The sequence below is a fragment of the Kitasatospora sp. NEAU-69 genome, from assembly GCF_057158765.1.
Window position 1 is genome coordinate 428,526 of sequence record NZ_JBWXUE010000002.1, and the last position, 25,247, is coordinate 453,772.

A 25,247-nucleotide genomic window follows, 5' to 3' on the forward strand; every position below is an offset into this window, starting at 1 on the left:
AGGCCGTCATGGCTGTCATCACCATCGACCGGGTCTCCCGCTGGTTCGGGAACGTCGTCGCCGTCAACGACGTCTCGATGTCGATCGGTCCGGGCGTCACCGGCCTGCTCGGGCCCAACGGCGCCGGCAAGTCCACGCTGATCCACCTGATGAGCGGGTTCCTCGCGCCGTCCGCCGGCACGGTGACGCTGGACGGGCAGCCGATCTGGCGCAACCAGGAGGTCTACCGCGCGATCGGGCTGGTCCCCGAACGCGAGGCGATGTACGACTACCTGACCGGCTGGGAGTTCGTGCTGGCCAACGCCGAGCTGCACGGCCTGCCCGATCCCGGCGCGGCCGCCACCCGGGCACTCGCCCTGGTCGAGATGGAGTACGCGCAGGAGCGTCGCACCGGCACGTACTCCAAGGGCATGAAGCAGCGGGTCAAGATGGCCTCGGCGCTGGTCCACGAGCCGGCCGTGCTGCTGCTCGACGAGCCGTTCAACGGGATGGACCCGCGCCAGCGGCTGCAGCTGATGGAGTTGCTGCGCCGGTTCGGCGCCGACGGCCGCACGGTGCTCTTCTCCTCGCACATCCTGGAGGAGGTCGAGCAACTGGCCCGGCACATCGAGGTGATGGTGGCCGGCCGGCACGCCGCCTCAGGCGACTTCCGGGAGATCCGCCGGCTGATGACGAACCGGCCGCACCGCTACCTGGTCCGCTCCAGCGACGACCGGCGGCTCGCCGCGGCGCTGATCGCGGACGCCTCGACGGCCGGTATCGAACTCGACTGGCAGGAGCGCGCCCTGCGGGTCCAGGCGATCGACTTCCAGGGTTTCACCACGCTGCTGCCCCGAGTCGCCCGGCAGGCCGGGATCACGCTCTACACCGTCTCCCCGGCCGACGAGTCGCTGGAGAGCGTCTTCTCGTACCTGGTCAACGCATGATCGCCAGCCCGATCCTCACGCCGATCCCCTCGCCGATCCCCTTGGCGTATTCGAGTACCGAAAGGCTGACCCCGTGAACCTGACCGTGGTCCGGCTGACCGTGCGCGGTCTGCTCGGCAGGCGGCGCGGCATTCTGCTGCTGGTCGTCCCGGTGCTGCTGTTGCTGCTGTCCGTGGTCGCGCGCGGATCGAGCGCCGATCCGCACAAGCTGGCAGGCGACATCCTCGGCACGCTGAGCCTCGGGACGCTGGTCCCGATCCTCGGCCTGGTGGTCGGCACCGGCGTGATCGCGACCGAGATCGACGACGGCTCAATCGTCTACCTGCTCGCCAAGCCACTGGCACGCCGGCGGATCGTCGCCGCCAAGCTCGCCGTCGCGGTCGTCACCACCTGGCTCTTCGCGGCCGTGCCGACGCTGCTCGCGGGTCTGATCATCTACGGCACCAAGGACGGTCTGGCGGTCGCCTTCACCGTCGGCGCACTGCTGGCCGGCGCCGCCTACAGCGCGCTGTTCCTGCTGCTCGGCATCCTCACCCGCAACGCGGTGGTGGCGGGGCTGGCCTACGCGCTGATCTGGGAGAGCCTGGTCGGCAGCTTCGTGAAGGGCGCCCGCACGCTGAGCATCCACCAGTGGGGGCTCTCGGTGGCCAAGGCGCTCGCCGCCGACGGTGCGATCAGCTCCGACGTCGCGCTCGGCGCGGCGATCCCGCTGCTGATCGTGGTGACCGGGGGCGCCGCTGTGCTGGCGAGCGTCAAGCTCGCCGGCCTGACCCTGAACGCGGACGGAAACGCCGGCTGAGCACCTGAACACCCGGCCAGCTGAGCACCCGATCACCTGAGCACCCGGTCACCTGGGCACCCGGCCGGCTGACCGGATGCCCAGGAAGGAAGGCCCTGACGACAGGTTCTAGCGCAGGGTGAGGTTGCGTCCGGCGCCCCAGCCGGTCAGCGCGGCCGCGCCGGCCAGCGTCAGCAGCACCACCAGGACGGCCGTCCAGCCGCCGGTCAGCTGGTGCAGCGCACCGCCGCCGACCGGGCCGACCGCCGCGATCAGATAACCGATCGCCTGGGTCATGCCGCCCAGCTGGGCGGCCCCGGCCGCGCTGTCGGTGCGCAGCACGATGAAGGCCAGCGCCAGGCCGAGCGAGCCGCCCTGGGCGAAGCCGAGCACGGCGGCCGAGGCCCAGGCACCGGAGACCGGTGCGATCAGCAGACCGGCCACGCCGACCGCGTTCAGGCCGGCCATGGTGACAGCGAGTCCGCGCTGCCGGGTCATCCGACCGGCCAGCAGCGGGACCAGGAACGCGCTGACTACCTGGACCAGGTTGCTGAACGCGAAGACCAGGCCGGCCTCGTCCCGGCTCATCCCGTGCGAGGCCAGGATGGTCGGCATCCAGGCCACCAGCGTGTAGACCATCAGCGAGGAGATGCCCATGAAGAGGCTGATCTGCCAGGCCAGCGGCAGCCGCCAGAGCCCGGCGATCGGCTTGGCGGGCGCGACCGGTGCGGCCGGCGCGGCAGCCGCCGCCGTCCCCGCCGGTGCCGCCAGCGCCGCCCGTTCCTGACGGCTGCGCAGCACCTGCGGCAGCCAGGCCACCGCCGCGACCAGCGCGAGCAGCGACCAGGCGCCCAGCGAGGCCCGCCAGCCGCCGCCCAGCGCGTGCTCCAGCGGCACCGAGCTGCCGGCCGCCAGGGTGGCGCCGACCAGCATGGTGGTGGAGTAGACGCCGGTCATGGTCGCCGCGCGGTCCGGGAACTCGCGCTTGACCAGGCCGGGCATCGAGACGTTCAGCACCGCGATCGCGACCCCGATCACCACGCAGCCCGCGTACAGCGCCATGACCGAGGGGAGCACCCGCAGCAGCACGCCGGCCCCGAGCACCAGCACGGCGCCGAGCACCACCCGCTCGGTGCCGAACCGCCGGGTCAGCCGCGGCGTGAGCGGCGCGCCGACGCCCTGGAAGAGCACCGGAACCGTGGTGATCAGCCCGCTGGCGGTCGCGGAGAGACCGAAGGTGTGCTGGATCTCGCCGACCATCGGCGAGATCGCGGCCAGGCACGCGCGCATGTTCAGGGCGACCAGGATGATCCCGGTCAGCAGCAGGGCGGGGTGGGCGAGCCTGGTCCGGACCGGGACGGCCGGCGTAACCAGCGGCTGCTGGACACGGGTGACGGACGACATGGTGGTGCGCTTTCTGGCAGGGGTGGCAGGTGGACGGCAACGGCTCCGGGGCCGCACGCGAGGCGCGCGGCGCGGGACCGGCGTCCGATTACTTGCGGGCCGCGAACTCGGCGAGCAGCTGCTCGACCGCGGCGGTGGGTTCGGCGAGCAGCGCGCGACAGGCGGTCTCGGCCCGCTCGGGGTCGCCGCTCGCGATCGCGTCGACGAGCGCCTCGTGGGTGGCCACGACCACCTCGGGCATCTCGTGGTCGCCGAAGGCGGCCCGCATCGACTCGCGGACCGAGGCGCTGAAGTAGCGGTACACCTCGGTCAGCGCCGGGTTGTGCGCGGCCTCGACGACGGCGGTGTGGAACTCCAGGTCGTGCTCGACGGTGGCCTCGCGGCCGACCCGCTCGCTGTGCGCGGCGATCACCTCGGCCTCGCGGGCCAGCGCGGCGCGCATCCGCTCCAGGTCCTCGGCGGTGTGCCGGACGGCGGCCAGCCGGGCCGCCTCGGCCTCCAGCGCCGCGCGCACCTCCAGCACGTCGCGCACGTCGGAGCGCTGCACCCCGCGCAGCACGGCGGCCGGGTCGCTGGTGCTCCGTACGAAGGTGCCCTCGCCCTGCCGGGAGACCAGCATCCCCGCGTGCACCAGCACCCGGATCGCCTCCCGCACGGTGTTGCGGCCGACCTGGAGCTGTTCGGCCAGCTCGTGCTCGGTCGGGATCCGCTCGCCGACCGCCCAGTCGCCGGCGGCGAGCCGGCCACGCAGCTGGTCGATGGCGGCGTCCACCAGGGAGCGCCGTCCGGCGGCGTGCAGATTCCCGTTCCCGCTGGTCACACGCCACCTCCAAGCTCGCTCGACTACTTGCCCGGTCATCCTACAACCGCTTGCCCGGTCATCCTACAACTGGGTGCCTCGGGTGTCGCTCGAACCTCCTCCGGGTCTCCTCCGGGCCTCGCCTGGGCCCCCTGCCAGGCTCCCTCCGGGCGGCCCGGCAGGGGCTTGCTCGATTGCGCAATTTTGCAAATGTAATACCAGCGTTAACCCTAATCGTGACTTCGTATTGGTGCCTTTATATGCTCCGCAGAAGCTCTACGCGCGTGCTCGGCGCTGCGGATGGCTTGTTCCTGCCGCCGGCGAAGGGTGAACGCATGTCAGGCCAGAGGGCGGGCGCGTCCGGTCACGACCCGGGTGAGGGCGGTCGTCGCGCAGCCCGGACGGGTGCCCGGACGGGTGCTCGGGCGGGCGACGGCCGGAGCGGCTCGGCCGAGCCGCCGACGCCCGGCGGCCGTGCGGCGGCCCGGCGGGCCCAGGGCCGCGGGCGGCGCAAGCAGGCCGCGAAGCCGAACCGGAGGCGGAAGCTGATCGTCTGGGGCACCGCCTCCGCAGTGGTGCTGGCCGGCGCGGGCTGCGGTGCGCTCTACCTGAAGCTGAACGGCAACATCACCAGCTTCGACGCCGCCGGCATCGCCACCGACCGCCCGGCGGCGGCCACGCCCGACGCGAACGGCAACAAGCCGGTCAACGTGCTGCTGATCGGCTCCGACTCGCGCGGCAGCGGCAACAGCGACCTCGGCGGCGGCGGTGACTCCGGCGCCCGCTCGGACACCACGATCCTGCTGCACGTCTACGCCGACCACAAGCACGCCGTCGGCATATCGTTCCCGCGCGACTCGCTGGTCGAGATCCCGGCCTGCATGGTCAACGGCAAGTGGACCAAGCCGCAGCCGAACGCGATGTTCAACTCCGCCTTCTCGATGGGCAACACCGACCAGGGCAACCCCGCCTGCACGCAGAACACGGTGGAGCGGCTCACCGGCATGCGGGTGGACCACACGCTGGTGGTCGACTTCGCGGGGTTCGCGGCGATGACCAACGCGATCGGCGGCGTCCAGGTCTGCATGCCCAACGCGGTCTTCGAGGGGGATCTGAACCCGAACCTCGGCCACAAGGGGAACCAGATCTTCAGCAAGGGCGTGCAGACGGTCCAGGGGCAGAGCGCGCTCAACTACGTGCGCCTGCGGCACGGCGTCGGGGACGGCTCCGACATCGGCCGGATGCAGCGCCAGCAGGCCTTCCTGGCAGCGATGATCAAGAAGGTCAAGGGTGAGGGGATGAACCCCACCACGCTGCTGCCGCTCGCCGACGCCGCCACCAAGTCGGTGATCGTCGACCCGGGTCTGGCCTCGGCGGACAAGCTGCTGAGCTTCGGGATGTCGATGAAGAACATCGACCTGCACGACATCCGGTTCATCACCACGCCCTGGCGCTTCAACAAGGAGCGGGTGGACCTGGTGCACCCGGCGGTGGACAACCTCTGGGCCGCGCTGAAGGCCGACCGGACGCTGGACGGCCAGGACGCCAGCGGCGGCCAGCAACCCGACGCCCCGGACAGCGCGAGCCCCAATGCGAGCCCCAGTACGAATCCCAGCGCGCCGCCGTCGGCCGCCGCGAGCGCTCCCGCGGCCCAGGTGAACGGCGCCGGCGCCCGGGTGACCGTCTACAACGGCACCACCACCAGGGGCCTGACCGTGTCGGCCGCGGCCAAGCTCAAGGACGCCGGGTTCACCGTGGCCGGCACCGCCAACGCGGCGACCCAGGACCACCCGGCCACCGTGGTGCAGTACGGCCCGGGCGAGTCGAAGGCGGCCCAGGCGCTGGCGCAGCTCTTCCCGGGGGCGACGCTGGAGAAGAACAGCGCGCCCGGTCTCAACCTGATCCTGGGTCAGGACTACGCCGCGGCGAACGGCGGGTCCGCCGCCGCATCGTCGCCCGCCTCCTCGGCCGCCCCGGCCCCACTGCCGTCCAGCGTCACCGCCGGCGGCCGCGCGGCGGACGACGACCCGTGCGCGAACGTGTCCTACAACGGCTGACCCGGCTGACCCGGCCGACCGAACCGGCCGGGAAACGGCTGACGCGGCCTCGATGACCGAGGCCGCGTCAGCACCAGGCTCCGTCGTCAGCCGTACAAGCGCTCCAGCACGAGCGCGACGCCGTCCTCGGCGTTGCTCGCGGTGACCTCGTCGGCGATCGCCCGCAGCTGCTCGTGCGCGTTGGCCATCGCCACGCCGTGCGCCGCCCACTTGAACATCGGCAGGTCGTTGGGCATGTCGCCGAACGCGATGGTGTCCGCCGCCTTCAGGCCCAGCCTGCGGGCCGCGACGGCCAGCCCGGTGGCCTTGCTCAGCCCCAGCGGCAGCAGCTCGACTATCGTCGGGCCGGCCACCGTGACGCCGACCAGGCCGCCCGCCGCCTGCTCGGCGGCAGCGGCGAGCTCGTCGTCGGAGAGGGACGGGTGCTGGACGTACAGCTTGCTGATCGGCTCCGCGAACAGCTCCGCGGTGCCGTCCACCCGGACCACGTCCAGGTGCTCGGAGAGCAACCGGTAGTCGGGCGTCATCAGCACCGAGCCGTCCAGCCCGTCCTGGCAGGCGCCGACCGCGAGCGGGCCGATCTCGGCCTCGATCTTCTCCAGGGCCAGTGCGGCGACCCGCCGGTCCAGCGTCATCGAGGTGAGCAGCTTGTGCGCGCCGGCGTCGTAGACCTGCGCGCCCTGGGCGCAGACCGCCAGGCCGGTGTAGCCGATCTGCTCGAGCACCGGCCGTGCCCAGACGGCCGAGCGGCCGGTGACGACGATGTGCACGGCCCCGGCCGCCGTGGCGGTGGCCAGGGCGGCGCGGGTCCGTTCGGAGACCTGCCCCGAGGGGTCGAGCAGGGTGCCGTCCAGATCGGTCGCGACCAGCCGGAACGGCAGCCCGGCCGTCACTTGACGGGGTCCAGCGTGGTCCGGCCGCCGAGGTACGGGCGCAGCGCCTCGGGGAGCACCACCGAGCCGTCGGCCTGCTGGTGGTTCTCCAGGATCGCCACGATGGTGCGCGGGACGGCGACCAGCGTGCCGTTCAGCGTCGCCAGCGGGCGGACCTTGCCCTCCTCGCGCATCCGGATCGAGAGCCGGCGGGACTGGTACTCGGTGGTGTTCGAGGTCGAGGTGACCTCGCGGTACTTGCCCTGGGTCGGGATCCAGGCCTCGATGTCGAACTTGCGGGCGGCCGAGGAGCCGAGGTCGCCGGAGGCGACGTCGATCACCCGGTACGGCAGCTCCAGCGCGTTCAGGAAGTCCTTCTCCCACTGGAGCAGGCGGCGGTGCTCGGCCTCGGCCTCCTCGGGGGAGGTGTAGACGAACATCTCGACCTTCTCGAACTGGTGCACCCGGATGATGCCGCGGGTGTCCTTGCCGTAGGTCCCCGCCTCGCGGCGGAAGCAGGAGGAGAAGCCGGCGTAGCGGCGCGGCAGCTGCTCGGCGTCCAGGATCTCGTCCATGTGGTACGCCGCCAGCGGGACCTCGCTGGTGCCGACCAGGTAGCGGTCCTCCTCCTGGAGGTAGTACACGTTCTCCGCGGCCTGGCCGAGGAAGCCGGTGCCGTCCATCGCGGCCGGGCGGACCAGAGTCGGCGTGATCATCGGGATGAAGCCGGCCGCACCGGCCTGCGCCATCGCCATGTTGACCAGGGCCAGCTCCAGCAGCGCGCCGACGCCGGTCAGGTAGTAGGAGCGCGAGCCGGCCACCTTGGCGCCGCGCTCGGTGTCGATCGCGCCGAGGATCTGGCCGAGCTCGACGTGGTCCTTCGGCTCGAAGCCCTCGGCCGCGAAGTCGCGCGGGGTGCCGATCTCCTCCAGCGTGACGAAGTCCTCTTCGCCGCCGACCGGCGCGGCCGGGTCGATCAGGTTGGCCAGCGAGCGCAGCAGCCGCTCGGCCTCCTCCTTCGCCGTGCCCTGCTCGGCGTCGGCGGCCTTGACCTCCTCGGCCAGCGCCTTGGTGCGCTGGAGCAGGGCGGTCTTCTCCTCGCCCTGCGCCTTCGCGACCTGCTTGCCGAGCACCTTCTGCTCGTTGCGCAGTTCGTCGAAACGACTGCCCGAGGCCCGGCGGCGTTCGTCGGCGGAAAGGAGGGCGTCGACCAGGTCGACGTCCTCGCCACGGGCGCGCTGCGAGGCGCGCACTCGGTCAGGGTCCTCACGAAGCAGGCGAAGGTCAATCACGGGGGTCAGCCTACCGGGGAGCGGGCCGCCCGCCGGTACTGATTTGGTTGGGGGTAACGGCGCACCCCTGTGGATAACCTGTGGATAACCCCTTGGCCCCGACTCCCGGGGGCCCTTTGTCCACAGGCCCGAGGTGGCCCCTGTGGATTGCGCGGGCCCCAGCGAACTCGTGGCAAGAATTCATGTCATCAAGGTTTGAAACTGGGGGATACTGCGAGCCCGAGGTATTTCCGCCACTTGAACGGGTAAATCCATGGCTTAAGGGTGACGCTGGGATGAATAGTCCGATCTCGACTGCTTCCAGATGATCAGACTGGACTCGGGAGTAACTAAGCCGGTTTGTCGACTCGTCCCCAGCCTTGTGGATAACTTGCCGCCAGACGCCTTGTGGATGACCGGAGGCGGCGGGCCACCGGCCCACCGCCCCCGTGGACAGTTGTGGACGGCCGGGCCCGGACAGGCCCGACTCGGCCCGTTCAGCTCTCGCCGCGCCCGTCGAGGCAGCGCGCCAGCCAGTCCGCGGCGCCGACGAAGTCCTCGTCCGAGGTGCCCGGCTGACGCGGCGAGGGCTCCCGGACGTCGGCTCGCGGATAGGAGCCGAGGAACCGGATCTGCGGGCAGATCCGGCGCAGGCCCATCAGCGTCTCGGCCACCCGGCGGTCGGTCAGGTGCCCCTCGCAGTCGATCGAGAAGCAGTAGTTTCCCAGACCGTGGCCGGTCGGCCGGGATTCGATCCGCATCAGGTTGACCCCGCGCACCGCGAATTCCTGCAGCAGTTCCAGCAGCGCACCGGGGTGGTTGTCGCCGAGCCAGACCACCATCGAGGTCTTGTCCGCGCCGGTCGGCGAGGAGGCCCGGGTCGGCCGCCCGACCAGGACGAAACGGGTGGTCGCGTCCTTCGCGTCGTGGATGTCGGTGACCAGCGCGTCCAGCCCGTAGAGCGCGGCGGCGAACTCGCCCGCGAACGCGCCGTCCGTGTGCCCCTCCTGGACCAGCCGGGCGCCGTCCGCATTGGAAGCGGCCGCCTCCCAGCGGGCGTCCGGCAGGTTCGCACCGATCCACCGGCGCACCTGCGGCTGGGCCACCGGGTGGCTGGTCACCGTCTTGATGTCGGCCAGCCCGGTGCCCGGGCGGACCAGCAGCGCGAAGGTGATCGGCAGCAGCACCTCGCGGTAGATCATCAGCGGGCTGCCGGAGGAGAGCTCGTCGGCGGTCGCGGTGACCGCGCCCTCCACCGAGTTCTCGATCGGCACGAACGCACCGGCCGCCTCGCCGTTGCGCACCGCGTCCAGCGCGGCCTGGACCGAGGCGAGCGGCACCAGTTCCCGGGTGCCCGCCTCGGGCAGCGTGTGCAGGGCGGCCTCCGTGAAGGTGCCCGCGGGCCCGAGATAGGTGTAACGGGTGGCCGACATTTCTTCGCGCCTCCGGACAGCGGTCATGCGACGACAGCGGACCAGCCACCATAGCCACTCGGGTCCCGCCCCGGGGCGGCCGTCCGGTGACTGGTCACCTCTCGGTCACCCTCTGGTCGTCACTCGGGCCGTTCAGCCCTCCAGCAGCGCCTGGCCGAGGTATTCTCCGCCGCCCCGCACCCCCGGCGGCACCGCGTACAGCCCGCTCGCCTCGTGCTTCAGGAAGCGCGAGAGCCCGTCGCCGCGGGCCAGCTTCTGCTGCACCGGGATGAAGCCGCGACCCGGATCGGCCTGGAAGGCGAGGAAGAGCAGCCCGGCGTCCGGTTCGCCGTCCGGGCGCACCCCGTCCGCGTACGAGAAGCCGCGCCGCAGCATCGCGGCGCCGCTGTTCGAGGCGGGCGCGGCGATCCGGATGTGCGCGTCGGCCGGGATCGCGAGCGTGCCGTCCGGGTTCTGCCTGGTCAGGTCGACGGGGGTGTGCTCGGCGCCGCCGGAGAGCGGCGCGCCGTCCGACTTGCGGCGGCCGATCACCCGCTCCTGGCGGTCGGTCGGCAGGTTCTCCCAGTTGTCCAGCAGCATCCGGATCCGCCGGAAGACCAGGTACGAGCCGCCGGCCAGCCAGTCGGGGCCGGTCGCGAAGATCCGGCTCGCGAAGTCCGGGTCGGCCGGCTTCGGGTTGTTGCTGCCGTCGATCTGGCCCATCAGGTTGCGCCCGGTGCGCGGCTGCGCGGTGGCGCCGGGCGTGCGGGCGAAGCCGGACATCTGCCAGCGCACCGACGCCATCGGCGCCGCCTGCTGCTGGAGTACCCGCAGCGCGTGGAAGGCGACCAGTCCGTCGTCCGCGCCGACCTGCAGGAACAGGTCGCCGTCCGAGCGCGAGCGGTCGATCGCGTCCTCGGGGAAGTCCGGCAGCGGCGCCAGCTGGGCGGGCCGCCGGTCGGTCAGCCCGGCCTTGTCGAAGAGCGTGGCCCCGAAGCCGACCGTGACGGTCAGCGAGCTCGGGCCGGCGTCCAGCGCGATCTGGTTCTCCGCGTCCCCGGCCGGCTCGCCGAGCGTGAGCCGGCTTGCCGTCCGGGTCCAGGTCTTCAGCAGCGTCTGCAGACCGGTCCGGCCGGCCATCGGCGCCAGGTCGAAGGCGGCCAGCAGCACCTTGGCCTGCTGGGTCTGCAGGATGCCGGCCTGCTGCGGGCCGTGGAAGTCGATCCGGGCGGCGCCGAGCGAGGGAGCGTGCGGCTGGGCGGGCACGGCGGCGGCGCGGGCCAGCGCCCCGCCGGTCGCGCCCACGGCCAGCCCGGCCCCGGCGCCGCCGAGCAGCGCGCGCCGGGAGAAACCGGAGGTAGTCGTCATGGCGGTCGTCTCAGCCGATCGTGAGTTGCTTGGTCTCGGTGTCCTGGTCGATGTCCGAGGAACGGACGACCACTGCGGCGACCCAGTCGCCGGCCAGCGGGAGCTGTGCGGTGCCCTTCCAGGTGCCGGTGCCGGCCTTGGCCAGCGTGACCGGGAGCGGGCCGAGGTCGCGGTCCGGCAGCGTGAAGGAGACCTGCACCTCGGGGACGTCCACCGGCTGCCCGGCGCTGTCCACGACCGCCAGGCTCAGCTGGTTGGCACCGGTCTGCACCGGGTTGACGGTCAGCGTGGCGGTGCCCTTGGCGCTCGGTGTCGTGCCGCCGGTGTTGTACGGCAGCTTGAGCTGCACGGTGCGGGCCGGCGCGCCCTGGCCGGCCGGTTGGGCACCCGTCGTCGTGCTGCTCGCGGCGATCTGCGCGGCGACCCGGCCGGGCGGCGCGTTGGTCAGCAGCGTGGTGACCACCAGCACGCCGACCGCCACCACCGCCTCGATCAGCACCGAGCGCCGCAGCCCGGCCTGCACCGGCGTGCCGTCCTGCACCTTGCGCACCCGGGCGGTGGCCACCGCGGCGCGCTGCCGGGCCAGCTGGGCGCGCCGGACGGGGTCGTCGGACGCCTCCTCGGCCCCGGCCGACCCGTCGGCCGTCACGGCCACCAGCTCGCCGTCCGGACCGTCACCGTCCGGACGGTCGCCATCCGGCGCATCGGCTCGCGCGGCGCCGTCGTCCGGACCCTCGCCGGCCGGGGCGTTGCGCAGCCGTCCGGTCCAGCGCCGGGAGAACCAGGCGGTGCCGAGCATCACCAGCACCAGGCCGACCTTGATCAGCAGCAGCTGCCCGTACCGGGTGTCCACCAGCGCGTCCCAGCTGCCGACGCCCCGCCAGCCCTGGTAGATCCCGGTCGCCACCAGCACGCTCACCGAGATCAGCGCGATCTTGGAGAACCGCTCGGCGGCTGCCACCCCGGCGCCGTGCCGCAGCCCGACGAACAGCGTCACCAGCCCGCCGAGCCAGCAGGCCATCGCGACCAGGTGCAGCATGTCGAACGGCAGCGCGACCCAGACCTGGATCCCGACCGCCGCGTGGTCGGCGGCCGCCCAGGTGGCCGCGAGCGCCAGCGCGAGCAGTGCCCCGCCGACCCCGAGCGCCAGCCGGGCCTCGCGCACCGGCCGTTCCGCGGCCCGCCGCTCCAGGCGGCGCAGCTCGTCCTCCTCCTCGTCCCCGGACGACGTGGCGCCGGCCGGTCCTGCGGCCGGCTCCGGCTCCTCGTGCTGCCCCAGCTGTCCGACCAGCAGTGAGAGGAAGACGCCGCCCGCCGCGAGCAGCAGCAGCCGGGCTGCCAGCGCGGTGCCGAGCCGCTCGTCCAGCGTGGTGCGCACCAGCGTGAGGTCGAAGGCCTGGCTCAGTCCGGTGCCCCGCTCGTACGGACCGCGCAGCAGCAGCACCGCCACGGTGGCCGCCAGCAGCGCGACCCAGCCGCTCATCAGCAGCCGCTGCACCGCCCGGTTGGCCGCCCCACCCGGCCAGCAGAGCAGCACGAACGCGGCGACGCCGACGAGCAGGGCGAACGCCCCGTACGCCACCGCCCGTCCGGTCCCGTAGAGCGCGGAGACCACGCCGTCGGTCTGGGCGCCCTGCACCTGCGCGGTGGAGACCGAGGTGGCCGAGGCGGCGCCGATCGAGAACGTGAACGCCCCGCCGACGACGTGGGTGTCCGCCGAGACGGCCCGCCAGGCGACCGTGTACGTGCCGTTGCCCAGCCCGGGCCGCAGCCCGACGGTCGCGGTGTCGTCCTTGCCGTCCGCGTGGCCCGGATTGCCGGTGTCCACCGGCTTGCCGGCCGGGTCGAGCACCCGGACCGAGTCGCCGGAGAGCGTCACGCCTTCGCTGAACGTGAGCGTGACGGAGCTCGGCGCGGTGGCCACCACCGAGTTGTCGGCGGGGTCGGTCTTCAGCAGTGCGGCGTGCGCTGAGGCGGGTCCGGCCGAGGTGAGCAGCAGGACGATCAGCGCGCCGACGGTGGTGAGCCAGGCCAGGGCTTTGCGCATGGGTTTCGTCAGCTCCCGGGACGGTAGGTGAGCGGCTTCACCGGTACCTGCACGGCGATGGTGCCGCTGTGTTCGAACGTGAGGTCGAGCTCGAGCTGGTCGCCGACGGCCGGCGCCTTCTGCCATCCCATGATCATCAGATGGTTGCCGCCACGGCTGAGTTGCAACGCGCCGTTGGCCGGCACCGGCAGGCTGTCCACGTCCTCCATGGTGGTGTCCGTGGAGCGGTGCAGGGTGATCGAGCTGGCGCCGGGGCTGGTCACCTTCAGCAGCTTGTCACTGCCGGCGCCGGAGTTGTGCACCGTCAGGTAGCCGGCGGCCATGCCGTCGCCGGGCGGCAGCGGGATGTACGAGTCGGCGATGCTGAGTTTCGCGCCCGCCGCGGCGCCGGAGCCGTGCCCCGAGCCGCCGCAGGCGACCACTATCGCGCCGGCGGTCAGCGTGGCGGCGACCGCCGCGCCCGTGAGCGCGAGCCGCCGGAATCCGGGCCGACGGGACATCAGGCGTTCACCCCCTTGGCGAGCAGCGGCATGTCGTGGACGAAGGTGTCGGTGGACGTGTTGCTCAGGTAGAGCACGTGCGCCTTGTCGTCCGAGGGCAGGAAGGCCAGCACCTGGGCGCCGTGCGAGGAGGTCACCGTGCCGTCCTTGTTGACCACCGGGTCCTCGACCAGGATCCCCAGGCTGCGCGCCGCGACCTTGACCTTGTCCAGGTCGCCGGTCAGCCCGATGAAGTCCTTGCCGAACGAGTCCAGCCAGGTCCGCAGCACCTTCGGGGTGTCGCGTGCCGGGTCGGTGGAGACGAAGACGACGTCTATCTTGGACCGCTGGTCGGCGGGCAGCTTCTGCATCGCGACGCCGATGTCGCCCATGGTGGTCGGGCAGACGTCGGGGCAGCTGGTGTAGCCGAAGAAGAGCAGCGTGGTGTGCCCGGCGGTGCGCCGGCGCAGGTCGAACGGCTGGCCGCTGGTGTCGTTCAGCACCAGGTCGGGCTTGTCGAAGTGCTGGGCCAGCGGGGTGCCCTGGTACGGCGAGTTCGAGGCCTCCTGGGAGACCTTCGCCGCGCCCTGGGTGCCGGAGCCGGTGGTGCTCGATCCGCAGGCCGTCAGGGCGAGGGCGGCGGCCAGGAGCAGCGCGGCCGCGGCGGCCGGGCGGCGGTGGGTGGGGCGCAGATGCATGGTGGGATCCGATCGGGGCGTTCGGAGAGTGGCGGGTCTTCGGGTGTGTCGGGTGCTTCGGGTGCTTCGGCTACGTCGGGCGCGGGGCCCGGGGGGGGTTTCCCCCCCTCTCTTGTCTCTGCCCCCAACCCCCCCCCCACCTAGGCGTTGCGGGCCCTGGGCCCGTCCCCACACCTTGGCAGGCACGCCCCCGGGGCCGTCAGGCGGCGGGGGTGTTCTTGCGGCGCAGGCCGAGCACACCGAGGCCGGCGCCGAGCACGCCGACCACGATGCCGACCACGCCGAGCACCCGGGCCGTGGAGTCGGACGACTTCGCGGCCGGTGTGGCGCTGTCCTGGGAGGCGGTCAGCTGGGCCGCGGGCTGGGCCGATGCGGCCGCGCCGGCCTTGGTCAGCTTCAGCGTCGGGGCCGGGTGCTGCGGCTCCGGCTGGCCGGGCTTCGCATCGTCGATCCAGCGGACCACGCTGCCGTCGTCCTTGGTCTGCAGCGCCTTGAAGACCAGCTGGTCGGTGTCGGTGGGCAGCGGGCCGAGCGAGACCTTGAACTCCTGGAACTGGCCGGGGCCGATCTTGCCGGTCGCGTCGGCGGTCCAGGTGATCTTGCTGACCGCGTCGGTGACGGTGTCGCCGTCGTCGGTCTTGACCGGGTTCGCCAGGTGGGTCTTCTCGACGACCGCGGTCCAGCCGGGCAGCGGCTGGGTGGAGACCGAGACGATCGGGTGGTCGGTCGGCAGCGTGACCTCGAGCTTCGTGGTGCTCGCGGTGTCGCTCTCGTCCGGCACCCGGAACGCGACGGCGGTGTAGCCGCCCTGGGTGGCGGTGCCCGGCTGCACGGTCACGTGCGCGAAGGCGGGAACGGCGGCGGCCAGCACGGCACCGGCCGCGAGAACGGTGGCGGCGGCGGTACGGCGGGCAGGAAGCGAGCGCATGTGCGGGGGTCTCCATCGGGAGCAGGGCGGTGTGCCGCCCTGGACGGTTGGGTGTCGACGTGCCGTCAGCGCGTCCGACCCCCGACCGTCATCGAACGGTGCCTCAGCCCCCGTCCGGCGGTTCGACGGCTCCCAGCCGGTGGAGGCAAGGCTCCCGTCCGGTGGTGCGTCAGGTCAGAACGCGCACGCCGCCAGTGGCGGACCGCGCCGGATCACGCTGTGCCGCAGCGTGACCGCCATCGGCAGTCGCGCGCTCCCCGCGTCCGGGCGCGCCGTCCGGACGTTCCGCTCACCGGCCGTCAGCAGCCCGTGCAGCAGCGCCACGACCAGCGCGCACGCGGTGCGCAGCGGTGTGGCCCACTCACGGGCGGCGGCACCGGCCAGCCGCAGCAGCCGCCAGAGCGCGGCCTCGCCACGGCGCAGCCACCAGCCGGCCGCGACGGCGGCGAGCAGGTGCCCGGCCAGCATCGCCGGGCTCAGCCCGAAGGACCCGAGCGACCAGGCCGTTCCGGTGGCCGCGGTGGGAAAGCTGTGCGGGTCGAGGCCGGCCGCGCCGACCAACTGCGCCGGGCTGATCCCGGGCGGCAGCACATGCGGCAGGCCGGGCGTGTCGTTGCAGATCAGCCGTCCGGCGACCTGGTCCAGCGTCAGCCCGGCGGTGCCGGTCGCACCACCCATGCCCGGCATCCCGGCCATGCCGGGCATCGAGTGGCCCGCGACGCCGTGGAAGAGCAGGTGCAGGCCGAGCTGCCCGAGGCCGAGCGTGCCGGCGATGCCCGCCAGCGAGCGTTCCCGCCCGCCGAGCAGGGCGGCCACCGCGCAGACCGTGGCGAAGCCGACGGCCAGCGTCGGCAGGGCGATCGCGCCGCCGCCGGCCAGCTCGTGCCCGGCCGCGGCGATCAACGTGCAGGCCAGCGCGAACGGCACGGCCCGCAGCATCCGCAGGTCCCAGCCCGCGGCCCGGCGCTTGCCGCCGTCAGTGCCGGTGCGGCCGGCGCGGTTCGAACCATTCACACCAGTCATACCGACTGCACCGACTACGCCGATTGCACCGACCGCGTCGCTCGTGCTGCGGAGCGCGCCGAGTGCCCGGCGTACCGGGTCGGTGATGCCCGGCAGCGGGGCGAGGCGGCGGTCAGTCATGGCCGAGCCATCATCGCACCCCGCCCCAGGCCGCCCGGGGCGGGGTGCGGAAGGCCCGGAAAACCGGCCATGATCACCCGATCGGCCGCAGCACGGGGCGCTCGGAGGGCGGCCGACGGGGCCTCACCCGTTCGGACCCGGCGCGCACCTGGCGATCGTGCGCCGCTCGGCACACCGTGCCGCGTCAGTCCATCCGCCGAATGGGCGGACCGGCCGTCGCCGGACGGTTCATGGCCTGATCACTCGGAAATACCTAGTTGTATGTGGAGCCGCAGCCAGGAGGGACCTGTCGTGGACGTCTGGTGGACTCTGCAACTCAAGCGCGAGCTGGCCAGTGTGCCGCTGGCCCGCCGTGTCCTGTTCGGCACGCTGGAGAGCGCCGGCGTCGATCCGCAGATCGCCCACGATCTGGGCCTCGCACTGACCGAGGCCTGCGCCAACGCGGTCGAGCACACCGCCGCGGGCCGCGCCGGCGAGGGCTTCCAGGTCACTGCCAGCCTGGCCGGTGACCTGCTGCGGATCGAGGTCGTCGACTCCGGCCCCGGCCTGCCGAGCACCCCGCACCTGGTGCCGCCGCTCCACGCCGCCGGCCCGCGCCGCCCGGCCGCGCACCCCCGCCCGCACCGCCGCCGCGGCCGCGCCTCCCTCCCCGGCCCCGCCGCTGCCCTCGGCCCGACCCGCCGGGTCCGCCACACCGCCTACGACACCCACGTACTGCCCGCCACCCGCGCGACCCCGGCCGGCCCCCGCCTCGCCGACCTCGACGCCGTCCCCGACCTCACCGCCGAGTCCGGCCGCGGCCTCTTCCTGATCCACGCCCTCACCGACCGCGTGCGCCTCAGCAACCACCCGCAGCGCGGCGCCATCGTCAGCTTCGACAAGCTCCTCAAGCCCCGCGACCAGACCGTCCTGCGCGTCGCTTCCTAGGACTGAACAAGCCCTAGCCTGGCCCGATGACCGAGTGGGACCTGAAGAAGCTCCGCATCCTGCAGACCCTCGACGAGTGCGGCACCGTCACCGCTGCGGCGGCCCGGCTCAACCTGACCCCCTCGGCCGTCTCGCAGCAGCTCGCCATGCTCGCGAAGCAGGTCGGCGCGCCGGTGCTGGAGCCGTACGGGCGGCGGGTGCGGCTGACCAGTGCGGCCCGGTTGCTCTTGCGGCACGCGGATCGGGTGTTCGTGCAGCTGGCGCAGGCGGAGGCGGAGCTGGCGGGGTACCTGCACGGGGAGGCCGGCGAGGTGCGGGTCGGGGCGTTCGCGACGGCGATCACCGGGCTGGTGGTGCCGGCGGTGGCGCGGCTGCGGGAGCGGGCGCCGCGGCTGGTGGTGCGAGTGGTGGAAGCCGAGGCGGCGGAGGCGGTGGAGTTGCTGACGGCGGGTGAGGTGGACGTGTCGGTCTCGCTGAACGTGCGCGGGACGACCGCCGAGGACCCGCGCTTCTTCCAGCTGCCGGTGCTCGACGATCCGCTGGACCTCGCGCTGCCGCTGGACCACCCGCTCGCGCAGGCCGCGCCCGGCGGGCCGGCGCTGCGGTTGGCCGAGCTGGCGGACGAGCCGTGGATCTTCGGCGGGGCCGGACCGTGGCGGGAGATCACGCTGGGCGCCTGTGCGGAGGCCGGCTTCGTGCCCGAGCGGGCCCACACGGCGAGCGACTGGGGGGCGATCCTGGCGCTGGTCGGTGCCGGGCTCGGGGTCGCGCTGGTGCCGCGGCTGCTGGCGGGCGGCGGGCGGGGCGTCGTGGTCCGGACGCTGCCGGCGGACCGGCCGAGCCGCCGGGTGGTGGCCGCCGCCCGGGTGGGGACCGAGACGGCGCCGCCGGTTCGGCGGATGCTTCAGGAGATCGTTAAGGCTGGCTCAACAATTCAGTCAGATCTTTGAGATGGACCTGAATGATGGCCTGGGCGCACGGTGGAGTCATGACGAACGACGACCCGAGCTACCTCGACTACCAGGACCTCCCCGACGACGACGCCCATGCCTACCGCCGGCTCACCGACCTGGCCGACCGCCGGCTCGGGGCCGGCGTCACCGCCACCAACGACGAGCTCTTCGCGTTCGGTGAGAACCTGCTGCTGCCCGGCCCCGCGGAGTTCCGCCCGCACACCTTCGGCCCGAAGGGCCAGATCATGGACGGCTGGGAGACCCGCCGGCGGCGCGGCGCCGGGACCGACCGGCCGCATCCGACCGCGCAGGACCACGACTGGGCGCTGATCCGGCTCGGCCTGCCCGGCGTGATCCACGGCATCGTGGTGGACACCGCGCACTTCCGCGGCAACTACCCGCAGGCCGTCTCCATCGAGGCGGTCGAGCTCCCCGGCACGCCGGGCCCGGCCGAGTTGCTCGCGCCGCGGACGCGGTGGCAGGAGATCGTGCCGCGCAGCGCCGTCCGGGGTCACGCGGCGAACGGCTTCACGGTCGCCGACCGCGGCCGCTGGACCCACCTGCGGCTGCGGCAGTATCCGGACGGCGGCATCGCCCGGCTGCGGGTGCACGGCGTCGCTGCCCCCGAACCGGCCTGGTTGGCCGCGCTCGGCAGCTTCGACCTGGCCGCGCTGGAGCACGGCGGCAGCATCGAGGACGCGTCCGACCGGTTCTTCTCGCCGCCGGTGAACCTGCTGCTGCCCGGCCGCTCCCGGAACATGGGCGAGGGCTGGGAGAACCGCCGCCGCCGGGACGACGGCCACGACTGGGTCCGGCTGCGCCTGGCCGGGCGCGGCACGGTCCGCGCGGTGGAGATCGACACCGCGAACTACGTGGGCAACGCCGCCGGCTGGGCCGCCGTGCTCGGGTTCGACGCGAGCGCCGAAGGGGCGGGCGATCCGGCCGACCGGCAGGCGCCCGGCTGGTTCGAGCTGGTCCCGCGCACCGAGCTGCAGCCCGACACGCTGCACCGCTTCCTGGTCGGCGCGGGCGGCGGTGGCGATGGAACCGCAGCCGGCCGGCCGATCACGCACGCCCGGCTCGACGTCTTCCCCGACGGCGGCGTCGCCCGGCTGCGCCTGCACGGCTCGCTCGCCTAGCGGCGGCACCGGGCGGGGCGCATGGTTGAAGCATGTTGCATCGGATGCACGCCGAGTACGGCGAACAGGGCCGATCCGGCCCGGTGAAGCAGTGGCACATGGTCCAGGACGAGCAGCACGTGGGCCTGTGCGGACGTGACCTGCCGGAGGACGCGGCCACCCTCGACTCCTCCGAGTGGGGGCAGACCGAGGAGAAGTGCTGCCGGCAGTGCGGGGTGCTCTGGTTCCAGTCGGTGCCGTTCCTGGCCGACGAGCACGACCGGAGCACCTACCTGCCGGACCGCGGCCGACGCTGACCCCGCACGGCCGACGCTGACCCCGCGCGGTCGTCGGTGATCGCGCGCAGGGCCCCGGGAGCCCCGCGCGCGATCGGGGCTGCTCAGCGGTAGGCGGACTCGCCGGTGATCGTCTCGCCGAGCACCAGCAGGTGGATCTCGCTGGTCCCCTCGTAGGTCAGCACCGACTCCAGGTTGTTGGCGTGCCGCAGCACCGGGTAGTCGGTGGTGATCCCGTTCGCGCCGAGCACCGTACGGGCGCTGCGGGCGATCTCCAGCGCGGTGCGCACGTTGTTCAGCTTGCCGAAGCTCACGTGCGGTGCCCGGGCGCGGCCCTCCTCCTTGAGCCGGCCGATCCGCCAGGCGACCAGGTAGGCCTTCTCCAGCTCCAGCGCCATCTCGACCAGCTTCTCCTGGGTGAGCTGGAAGCCCGCGATCGGGCGGCCGAACTGGATGCGGGTCTTCGAGTACTCCAGGGCGGCCTGGTAGCAGTCCCGGGCCGCGCCGACGGTGCCCCACAGGATCCCGTAGCGCGCCTCGTTCAGGCAGGAGAGCGGGCCGCGCAGCCCGCTGACCCCGGGCAGCACGGCGTCGGCCGGCAGCACCACCTCGTCGAACGAGAGCCCGCTGGTCACCGAGGCGCGCAGCGAGAGCTTGCCGTGCACGTCGGTGGCGGTGAAGCCGGGGGTGTCGGTCGGCACCACGAAGCCGCGCACGCCGTCCTCGGTCTGCGCCCAGACCACGGCCACGTCGGCCACGCTGCCGTTGGTGATCCACATCTTGCTGCCGGAGAGCACCCAGTCGGTGCCGCGGCGGCGGGCGGTGGTCAGCATCCCCGCCGGGTCGGAGCCGAAGTCCGGCTCGGTCAGCGCGAAGCAGCCGATCGTGGTGCCGGCCGCCATGCCGGGCAGCCACTGCTGCTTCTGCTCCTCGGAGCCGAAGGCGTGGATCGCCCGCATCGCCAGCGAGCCCTGGACCGAGACGAAGCTGCGCAGCCCCGAGTCGGCCGCCTCCAGCTCCATGCAGGCCACCCCGTACGCGACGGCCGGGGCGCCGGCGCAACCGTAGCCGTCCAGGTGCATCCCGAGCAGACCCAGCTTGCCGAGCTCGGGCGCGAGTTCGCGTGCCGGGAAGACGCCGCGCTCGAACCAGTCGGCGATCTGCGGGCGGATCCGGTCGTCGGCGAAACGGCGGACGGTGTCCCTGATCAGCCGCTCCTCCTCGGTGAGCAACTCGCCGACCGCGAGCAGGTCTAGCGGGTCCGGGCCACCGGGGCGGGGGGTACTGGCGGACATGCGGGGCTCCTGAGGGTGTGGGGTGGGTCGGCACGGGTGCCGCCCCATGCGTATCAGGCTTTACGCTGACCGGGAAGCAGTCGCCGAGCAGTCACGGAAGACGGTGGTGGCAAGTGGCCCGAACCAGCAGCGAGTCCACCACCGGACGGGCCACGGTCGGGCGGCCGGCGGACGGGCAGGCAGCCGAGCGGCGGGCCACCGACGGGCGGGTGCAGAAGGGCAACGAGACCCGGCGCCTGGTGCTCGACCGGGCGGTGCGGATCGCCTCGGTGGAGGGGCTCGGCGGGCTCTCGCTCGGGCGGCTGGCAGCGGAGCTGGAGCTGAGCAAGAGCGGGGTGTTCGCGCTCTTCGGCTCCAAGGAGGAGCTTCAGCTGGCGACCGTCCGGGCCGCCCAGCGGATCTATCTGAACGCGGTGCTGGAGCCGGTCCGCGCGCTGCCACCCGGGATCGCGCAGCTGTGGGAGCTGTGCGAGCGCTGGCTGGCCTACTCGCAGCAGCGGGTCTTTCCCGGTGGGTGCTTCTTCTACGCGGTCGGCGCCGAGTTCGACGCGCAGCCGGGCCGGGTGCGGGACGCGCTTGCCGAGAGCAGTCTCGGCTGGCAGCGGGCCGTCCTGGAGCTGCTCGAAGCGGCTCGCGCGGCGGGGGAGTTGCGGGCCGACACGGATCTGGAGCAGCTCTCCTTCGAGCTGGTCAGCTTCCTGGAGTACGCCAACGCGCTGTCGCTGCTGCACGACGACACGGCGCCGTACGGCCGGGCCCGGCGCTCGCTGCGGCTGCTGCTGAGCTCGGAGGCGGCGGACGAGTCGCTGCTGCCCGCCGCCTGAGCCCGCTGTTCCTGCTGCTCAGCCGCGCTGCCTGGCCGCTCTGCTCAGCCGCTCTTGCGGCGGAAGTTGCGCTTGGCGGCCGCGGCCGCGTGGGTGCCGTGGATCTTGGAGTCGCCGCCCGGGCCGCCGCCCGCGCCGTCACCCTTGCCGCCCTGCTTGCGGGCCAGTGCGGCCAGGAACTTGGCCTTCACGTCGTCCTCGGCAGCGGCCGGCGTCGGCGCCTCGGTGGTTTCGCCGTTCTCCACGGTTTCGTCGCTGCTGCTCATAGGGACCTCCTGGACGGTGCTGCCTGCTCGTACCGCGCATACCGCGGGTACAGCAGCCACTGTGTCACGAGCAGGGCCGCCGCCGCCCTCAGTACGCCCGGTCCACGCCCGGTCATGCCCGGTCAGCGTGCTCCGTCAGCGCGTCCCGGCAGGGTGTCCGCTCCGCGCTGCCGCCAGTCGTCGCGGGGCAGGTCGCGGTAGTGCGGCCCACCGATGAAGTACAGCAGGGCGAGGGTCGGAAACCCGAATGAAGCCACTGTCACCACGATCGCCTGCCACCACATCCGCGGGTTCTCCCATCAGCCGTCTGCCTGCGTCACCGGATCGAGCCATATGCCCCGGTATCTGACGATATGTAACAGCTGCCCACCCTGCCACCGCAGGCCCGGCAAGATCCGTAAGAGAGGCCCCAGCCCGCCCCGAACGGGCGAACCTTCGCCAAGGGCTGTCCGTCGGCCCGCCCGGCACCGCACACTGGCGGCATGCAGGTACAGCTGGCGGGCCAGCCACAGCAACCCGACCGGGAGAGCGAGGACTTCGCCTCCGCCACTCCGGAGGCGATGGTGCTGCTCGACGGGTCGAGCTCACCGGAGGGCATGGAGTCGGGCTGCCGGCACGGCACCGCCTGGTACGTCCGCCGGCTGGGCGTGCACCTGCTCGCCCGGCTGACCGACCGCTCCGACCGGGACATCGCCGAGTGCCTGGCCGACGCGATCGTGGAGACCGCCGCGCTGCACGGCGGCCGCTGCGACCTCGCGCACCCCAACACCCCGGCCGCCATGGTGGTGGCCGCCCGCAAGCACGGCCGCTCGCTGGAGTACCTCGTCCTCGGGGATTCGCTGCTGGTGCTCGAACCGAAGAGCGGCCCGCCGGTGGTGCTCGGCGACAACCAGCACTACCCCGACGGGGAGGTGCTGCGCCGTGCGGTCTGGGAGGCCGAGGCGGGCAGCGCCGAGCGTGCCGCGCTGCTGCTGCGCCACGCGCTCGCCGTCCGCGCCGTGCGCAACACCGGCAGTGGCCCGTGGATCGCCGCCGCCACCCCGAAGGCCGCCGCCCACGCGGAGACCGGCTTCGTCCGGCTGGACACGCTGACCGCGCTGGCCGCCCTCACCGACGGCGCCAGTCGCTACGCCGAGCGCTTCGGGCTCGGCGACTGGTCGGACGCCCTGCGGCTGCTCGCGGACGGCGGCCCGGCCGCGCTGATCGCCCGGGTCCGGGAGGCGGAGGCCGCCGACCCGCGCTGCGAACGTTGGCCGCGCGGCAAGGCCCAGGACGACGCGACGGCGCTCTACGCTCGACTCTGATGCCGCTGACAGCCGCTGACGGCACTCGCGCACCGCTGCGGCGGCGCGGCGATGCGGCGGTTCGGCCCGCACCAGGCCAGGTGATCTTACTTACCAGGCCGTTTCCCAGCCGACCGCCCGCTAATTAGTCAACGCATGACGACGACTCCGAACCGCAGAGATCACGCTCACCGCACCCGGAGCACGGCTCCCGACGCGACGGTGGCCGACCTGACCCGCGGGCTCTACGGCCCCGACCACGAGCGCATCCACGCCCCCTGGCGGCGGTTGACCACCGACCCGCGGCTGCAGCGCCGGGCCGAGGCGAGCGTCGCCGACCAACTCATTGCCTCCTACGAGCGGTTAAGGATGGTCAACCAAGTCGGCGAGGCGCTCGCGCTGGCCCGTGACCCGTACCGGCTGGCGGCCCTGCACGAGTGGACGGCTCCGCTGGACGGCGCGCTCACCGTGCTGGCCGGCATCCACTACAACCTCTTCCTCGGCAGCCTGCTCGACCACGACGCCGACGAGAAGCGCCCGTTGGCGGAGTTCGCGGCGATGGAGCGGATCGGCACCTTCCTGTGCACCGAACTCGCCCACGGCAACGACGCCACCGCGCTGGAGACCACCGCCGTCTACGACCGGACGGACCGGACGTTCACGCTGCACACGCCGCACACCGGCGCGCAGAAGTTCATGCCCAACACCAGCCCGGCCGGAGGTCCGAAGTCCGCGCTGGTCGCGGCCCGGCTCCTGGTCGACGGACGGGACCACGGGATCTTCCTCTTCCTCGCCGCGCTGAGCGACGAGGCGGGCCTGCTGCCCGGGGTCACGGTGCGCGAGCTGCCGCTGCGCCCCGGAAGTCCGGTGGACCACTGCCTGACCGCCTTCGACCAGGTCGTGCTGCCCCGCGAGGCACTGCTGTCCGGCGACCACGGCCGGCTCGCCGACGACGGGACGCTCAGCAGCGCCTTCGGCAGTAAGAGGAAACGCTTCCTCGCCGGCATCGGCCGGGTCACCATCGGCAAGCTCTGCATGAGCGCCAGCGCGGTCGGCGGTGCCCGGGCGGCGCTGGCGACGGCGGTCCGCTACGCGCACCACCGCGAGGTGACCGGCGCCCGCCCGGACCGCCGGGTGCCCCTCTGGGCGCACCGCACCCATCACGGCCCGCTGCTGGAAGGGCTCGCCACCGCCTACGCGATGACCGCCCTGCACCGTGAGACGGTGACCCGCTGGGCGGAGCACGACCGCACCGATCCGGCGGACGCGGCCGAGGCCGAGCGGCAGGTCTCGGTCACGAAGGGCTGGACCACCTGGCAGGCGCGCGAACTGATCATCGAGTGCCGCGAACGCTGCGGTGCCCAGGGGCTGCTCCCGGTCAACGGGCTCACCGCGCTCGCTCTGGACGTCGAGGGAACCATCACCGCCGAGGGCGACAACCTCGCGCTCTGGGCCAAGGCGGGCGCGGAGCTCCTGCTCGACGCGGACGGCCCGGCCGCCGCCGCGCCCGGCGCCGTCACCCCCGGCGGGGACCTGAGCGACCCGGCCGCCGTCCAGGCCCTGCTGCAGGCGGCGGAGCGACTGCAGCTGGTCCGCGCCCGCGCCCGGCTGCGCGCGGCACCGGCCGGCGACAGCCTGCGCCGCTGGAACGCGGCGGCCCCGGCGGCCCTGGCGGCCGTCACCGCCCGCGCCGAGCACGCCGCGGCCGCCGCGCTGCTCGCCACCGCCGAGCGTGCCACCGACCCGCAGGCCCGCGCCGCCCTGCTCGACCTGCACCAGCTCTTCGCGCTGCGGCGGATCGGCGAGTACGGCGGCCTGCTGCTGGGCGCCGAGCAGCTGACGGCAGCCCGGCTGGCGGAGCTCCCCGACCTGGTCGAACAGAGCATCGGCCGGCTGGCCGGTCAGGCGAGCCGGCTGGTGGACGCCTTCGATCTGCCCGAGGAGTTCTTCGCCGCCCGCCCGATCACCGGGCCCGCCTACCAGCAGGCCTTCGAGAACGGCGGCCGGGCGCTCGACGGCGGCCGCTGACGGCAGAGAAGTGGGGGGGGGGGGGGGACCAAAGAGGAGGAGGGTTGGAGGGAAGGGAGGGGCGAGGGGAGGGAG

23 protein-coding genes are annotated in these 25,247 nt (G+C 73.3%); 10 read left to right on the forward strand and 13 right to left on the reverse strand.

Translation table 11 applies throughout. From position 1 onward, the window contains the following. The first annotated feature begins 8 nt into the window (after window positions 1-8). Together AC060L_RS04020 and AC060L_RS04025 are read left to right on the forward strand one after the other, a co-directional pair. Entirely contained in the window at window positions 9-926 is a 918-nt protein-coding gene (locus AC060L_RS04020) for an ABC transporter ATP-binding protein (protein WP_483797002.1), read from the forward strand. A gap of 73 nt (window positions 927-999) precedes the next feature. Then, window positions 1,000-1,725, forward strand: a complete 726-nt coding sequence (locus tag AC060L_RS04025) for an ABC transporter permease subunit (protein WP_483797003.1) — start codon at window positions 1,000-1,002, stop codon at window positions 1,723-1,725. A gap of 108 nt (window positions 1,726-1,833) precedes the next feature. Here AC060L_RS04025 and AC060L_RS04030 read toward each other — a convergent pair whose 3' ends face one another. Next, on the reverse strand, window positions 1,834-3,108 hold the full coding sequence (locus AC060L_RS04030; protein WP_483797004.1) for a CynX/NimT family MFS transporter: 1,275 nt from the start codon (window positions 3,106-3,108) through the stop codon (window positions 1,834-1,836). 88 nt (window positions 3,109-3,196) lie between these two features. Continuing rightward, entirely contained in the window at window positions 3,197-3,928 is a 732-nt protein-coding gene (locus AC060L_RS04035; RefSeq protein ID WP_483797005.1) for a FadR/GntR family transcriptional regulator, read from the reverse strand. 314 nt (window positions 3,929-4,242) lie between these two features. Between AC060L_RS04035 and AC060L_RS04040 the strand changes: the two genes are divergently transcribed. Then, window positions 4,243-5,964, forward strand: coding sequence for an LCP family protein (locus AC060L_RS04040; RefSeq protein ID WP_483797006.1), 1,722 nt, complete (start codon window positions 4,243-4,245; stop codon window positions 5,962-5,964). Between the two features lie 86 nt (window positions 5,965-6,050). Here the strand turns inward: AC060L_RS04040 and AC060L_RS04045 are convergent, their stop codons facing one another. The 9 genes from AC060L_RS04045 to AC060L_RS04085 form a co-directional block, all read right to left on the reverse strand. Beyond that, window positions 6,051-6,857, reverse strand: a complete 807-nt coding sequence (locus tag AC060L_RS04045) for an HAD family hydrolase (RefSeq protein ID WP_483797007.1) — start codon at window positions 6,855-6,857, stop codon at window positions 6,051-6,053. Continuing rightward, a complete protein-coding gene (serS, locus tag AC060L_RS04050) occupies window positions 6,854-8,128 on the reverse strand; it encodes a serine--tRNA ligase (RefSeq protein ID WP_483797008.1) in 1,275 nt (424 codons plus the stop codon). The genes AC060L_RS04045 and serS overlap by 4 nt, the downstream gene beginning before the upstream one ends. A 476-nt stretch (window positions 8,129-8,604) precedes the next feature. Further along, the gene (gene pheA, locus AC060L_RS04055; protein WP_483797009.1) at window positions 8,605-9,540 is read right to left on the reverse strand and encodes a prephenate dehydratase; all 936 of its coding nucleotides are present in this window, start codon (window positions 9,538-9,540) and stop codon (window positions 8,605-8,607) included. 132 nt (window positions 9,541-9,672) lie between these two features. Then, window positions 9,673-10,887 (reverse strand): iron uptake transporter deferrochelatase/peroxidase subunit, encoded by a 1,215-nt coding sequence (gene efeB, locus AC060L_RS04060; RefSeq protein ID WP_483797010.1) that lies wholly within the window; start codon window positions 10,885-10,887, stop codon window positions 9,673-9,675. Between the two features lie 10 nt (window positions 10,888-10,897). Further along, entirely contained in the window at window positions 10,898-12,934 is a 2,037-nt protein-coding gene (locus tag AC060L_RS04065; RefSeq protein ID WP_483797011.1) for a copper resistance CopC/CopD family protein, read from the reverse strand. A gap of 8 nt (window positions 12,935-12,942) precedes the next feature. After that, the gene (locus AC060L_RS04070) at window positions 12,943-13,434 is read right to left on the reverse strand and encodes a copper chaperone PCu(A)C (protein WP_483797013.1); all 492 of its coding nucleotides are present in this window, start codon (window positions 13,432-13,434) and stop codon (window positions 12,943-12,945) included. Beyond that, window positions 13,434-14,111: an SCO family protein gene (locus AC060L_RS04075; RefSeq protein WP_483797014.1), complete on the reverse strand. Its 678-nt coding sequence runs from the start codon at window positions 14,109-14,111 to the stop codon at window positions 13,434-13,436. Before AC060L_RS04075 ends, AC060L_RS04070 begins: the two co-directional genes overlap by 1 nt. Before the next feature lie 199 nt (window positions 14,112-14,310). Then, on the reverse strand, window positions 14,311-15,039 hold the full coding sequence (locus tag AC060L_RS04080; RefSeq protein WP_483797015.1) for a YcnI family protein: 729 nt from the start codon (window positions 15,037-15,039) through the stop codon (window positions 14,311-14,313). A 174-nt stretch (window positions 15,040-15,213) separates the two neighbouring features. Beyond that, on the reverse strand, window positions 15,214-16,182 hold the full coding sequence (locus AC060L_RS04085) for a hypothetical protein (RefSeq protein ID WP_483797016.1): 969 nt from the start codon (window positions 16,180-16,182) through the stop codon (window positions 15,214-15,216). A 291-nt stretch (window positions 16,183-16,473) separates the two neighbouring features. On the opposite strand from AC060L_RS04085, the gene AC060L_RS04090 reads away from it, so the two are divergent. From AC060L_RS04090 to AC060L_RS04105, 4 genes are read left to right on the forward strand one after another with little or no spacing between them, the layout of a single operon-like run. Further along, window positions 16,474-17,109, forward strand: a complete 636-nt coding sequence (locus AC060L_RS04090) for an ATP-binding protein (protein WP_483797017.1) — start codon at window positions 16,474-16,476, stop codon at window positions 17,107-17,109. Window positions 17,110-17,135: 26 nt separating this feature from the next. Further along, complete coding sequence (locus AC060L_RS04095; protein ID WP_483797018.1) at window positions 17,136-18,059, forward strand: LysR family transcriptional regulator; 924 nt, start codon at window positions 17,136-17,138, stop codon at window positions 18,057-18,059. Window positions 18,060-18,097: 38 nt separating this feature from the next. Further along, window positions 18,098-19,201, forward strand: coding sequence for an allantoicase (gene alc, locus AC060L_RS04100; RefSeq protein ID WP_483797019.1), 1,104 nt, complete (start codon window positions 18,098-18,100; stop codon window positions 19,199-19,201). A gap of 32 nt (window positions 19,202-19,233) precedes the next feature. Next, on the forward strand, window positions 19,234-19,497 hold the full coding sequence (locus AC060L_RS04105) for a hypothetical protein (protein WP_483797020.1): 264 nt from the start codon (window positions 19,234-19,236) through the stop codon (window positions 19,495-19,497). A gap of 83 nt (window positions 19,498-19,580) precedes the next feature. Here AC060L_RS04105 and AC060L_RS04110 read toward each other — a convergent pair whose 3' ends face one another. After that, the gene (locus AC060L_RS04110; protein ID WP_483797021.1) at window positions 19,581-20,771 is read right to left on the reverse strand and encodes an acyl-CoA dehydrogenase family protein; all 1,191 of its coding nucleotides are present in this window, start codon (window positions 20,769-20,771) and stop codon (window positions 19,581-19,583) included. A 209-nt stretch (window positions 20,772-20,980) separates the two neighbouring features. Between AC060L_RS04110 and AC060L_RS04115 the strand changes: the two genes are divergently transcribed. Then, window positions 20,981-21,595 (forward strand): TetR/AcrR family transcriptional regulator, encoded by a 615-nt coding sequence (locus AC060L_RS04115; protein ID WP_483797062.1) that lies wholly within the window; start codon window positions 20,981-20,983, stop codon window positions 21,593-21,595. A gap of 44 nt (window positions 21,596-21,639) precedes the next feature. Here the strand turns inward: AC060L_RS04115 and AC060L_RS04120 are convergent, their stop codons facing one another. Next, a complete protein-coding gene (locus tag AC060L_RS04120; RefSeq protein WP_483797022.1) occupies window positions 21,640-21,861 on the reverse strand; it encodes a DUF5302 domain-containing protein in 222 nt (73 codons plus the stop codon). Window positions 21,862-22,343: 482 nt separating this feature from the next. On the opposite strand from AC060L_RS04120, the gene AC060L_RS04125 reads away from it, so the two are divergent. Both AC060L_RS04125 and AC060L_RS04130 read left to right on the forward strand, forming a co-directional pair. Continuing rightward, entirely contained in the window at window positions 22,344-23,165 is an 822-nt protein-coding gene (locus AC060L_RS04125; RefSeq protein ID WP_483797023.1) for an integrase, read from the forward strand. Window positions 23,166-23,300: 135 nt separating this feature from the next. Beyond that, window positions 23,301-25,172, forward strand: a complete 1,872-nt coding sequence (locus AC060L_RS04130) for an acyl-CoA dehydrogenase family protein (protein ID WP_483797024.1) — start codon at window positions 23,301-23,303, stop codon at window positions 25,170-25,172. Window positions 25,173-25,247 lie beyond the last annotated feature (75 nt).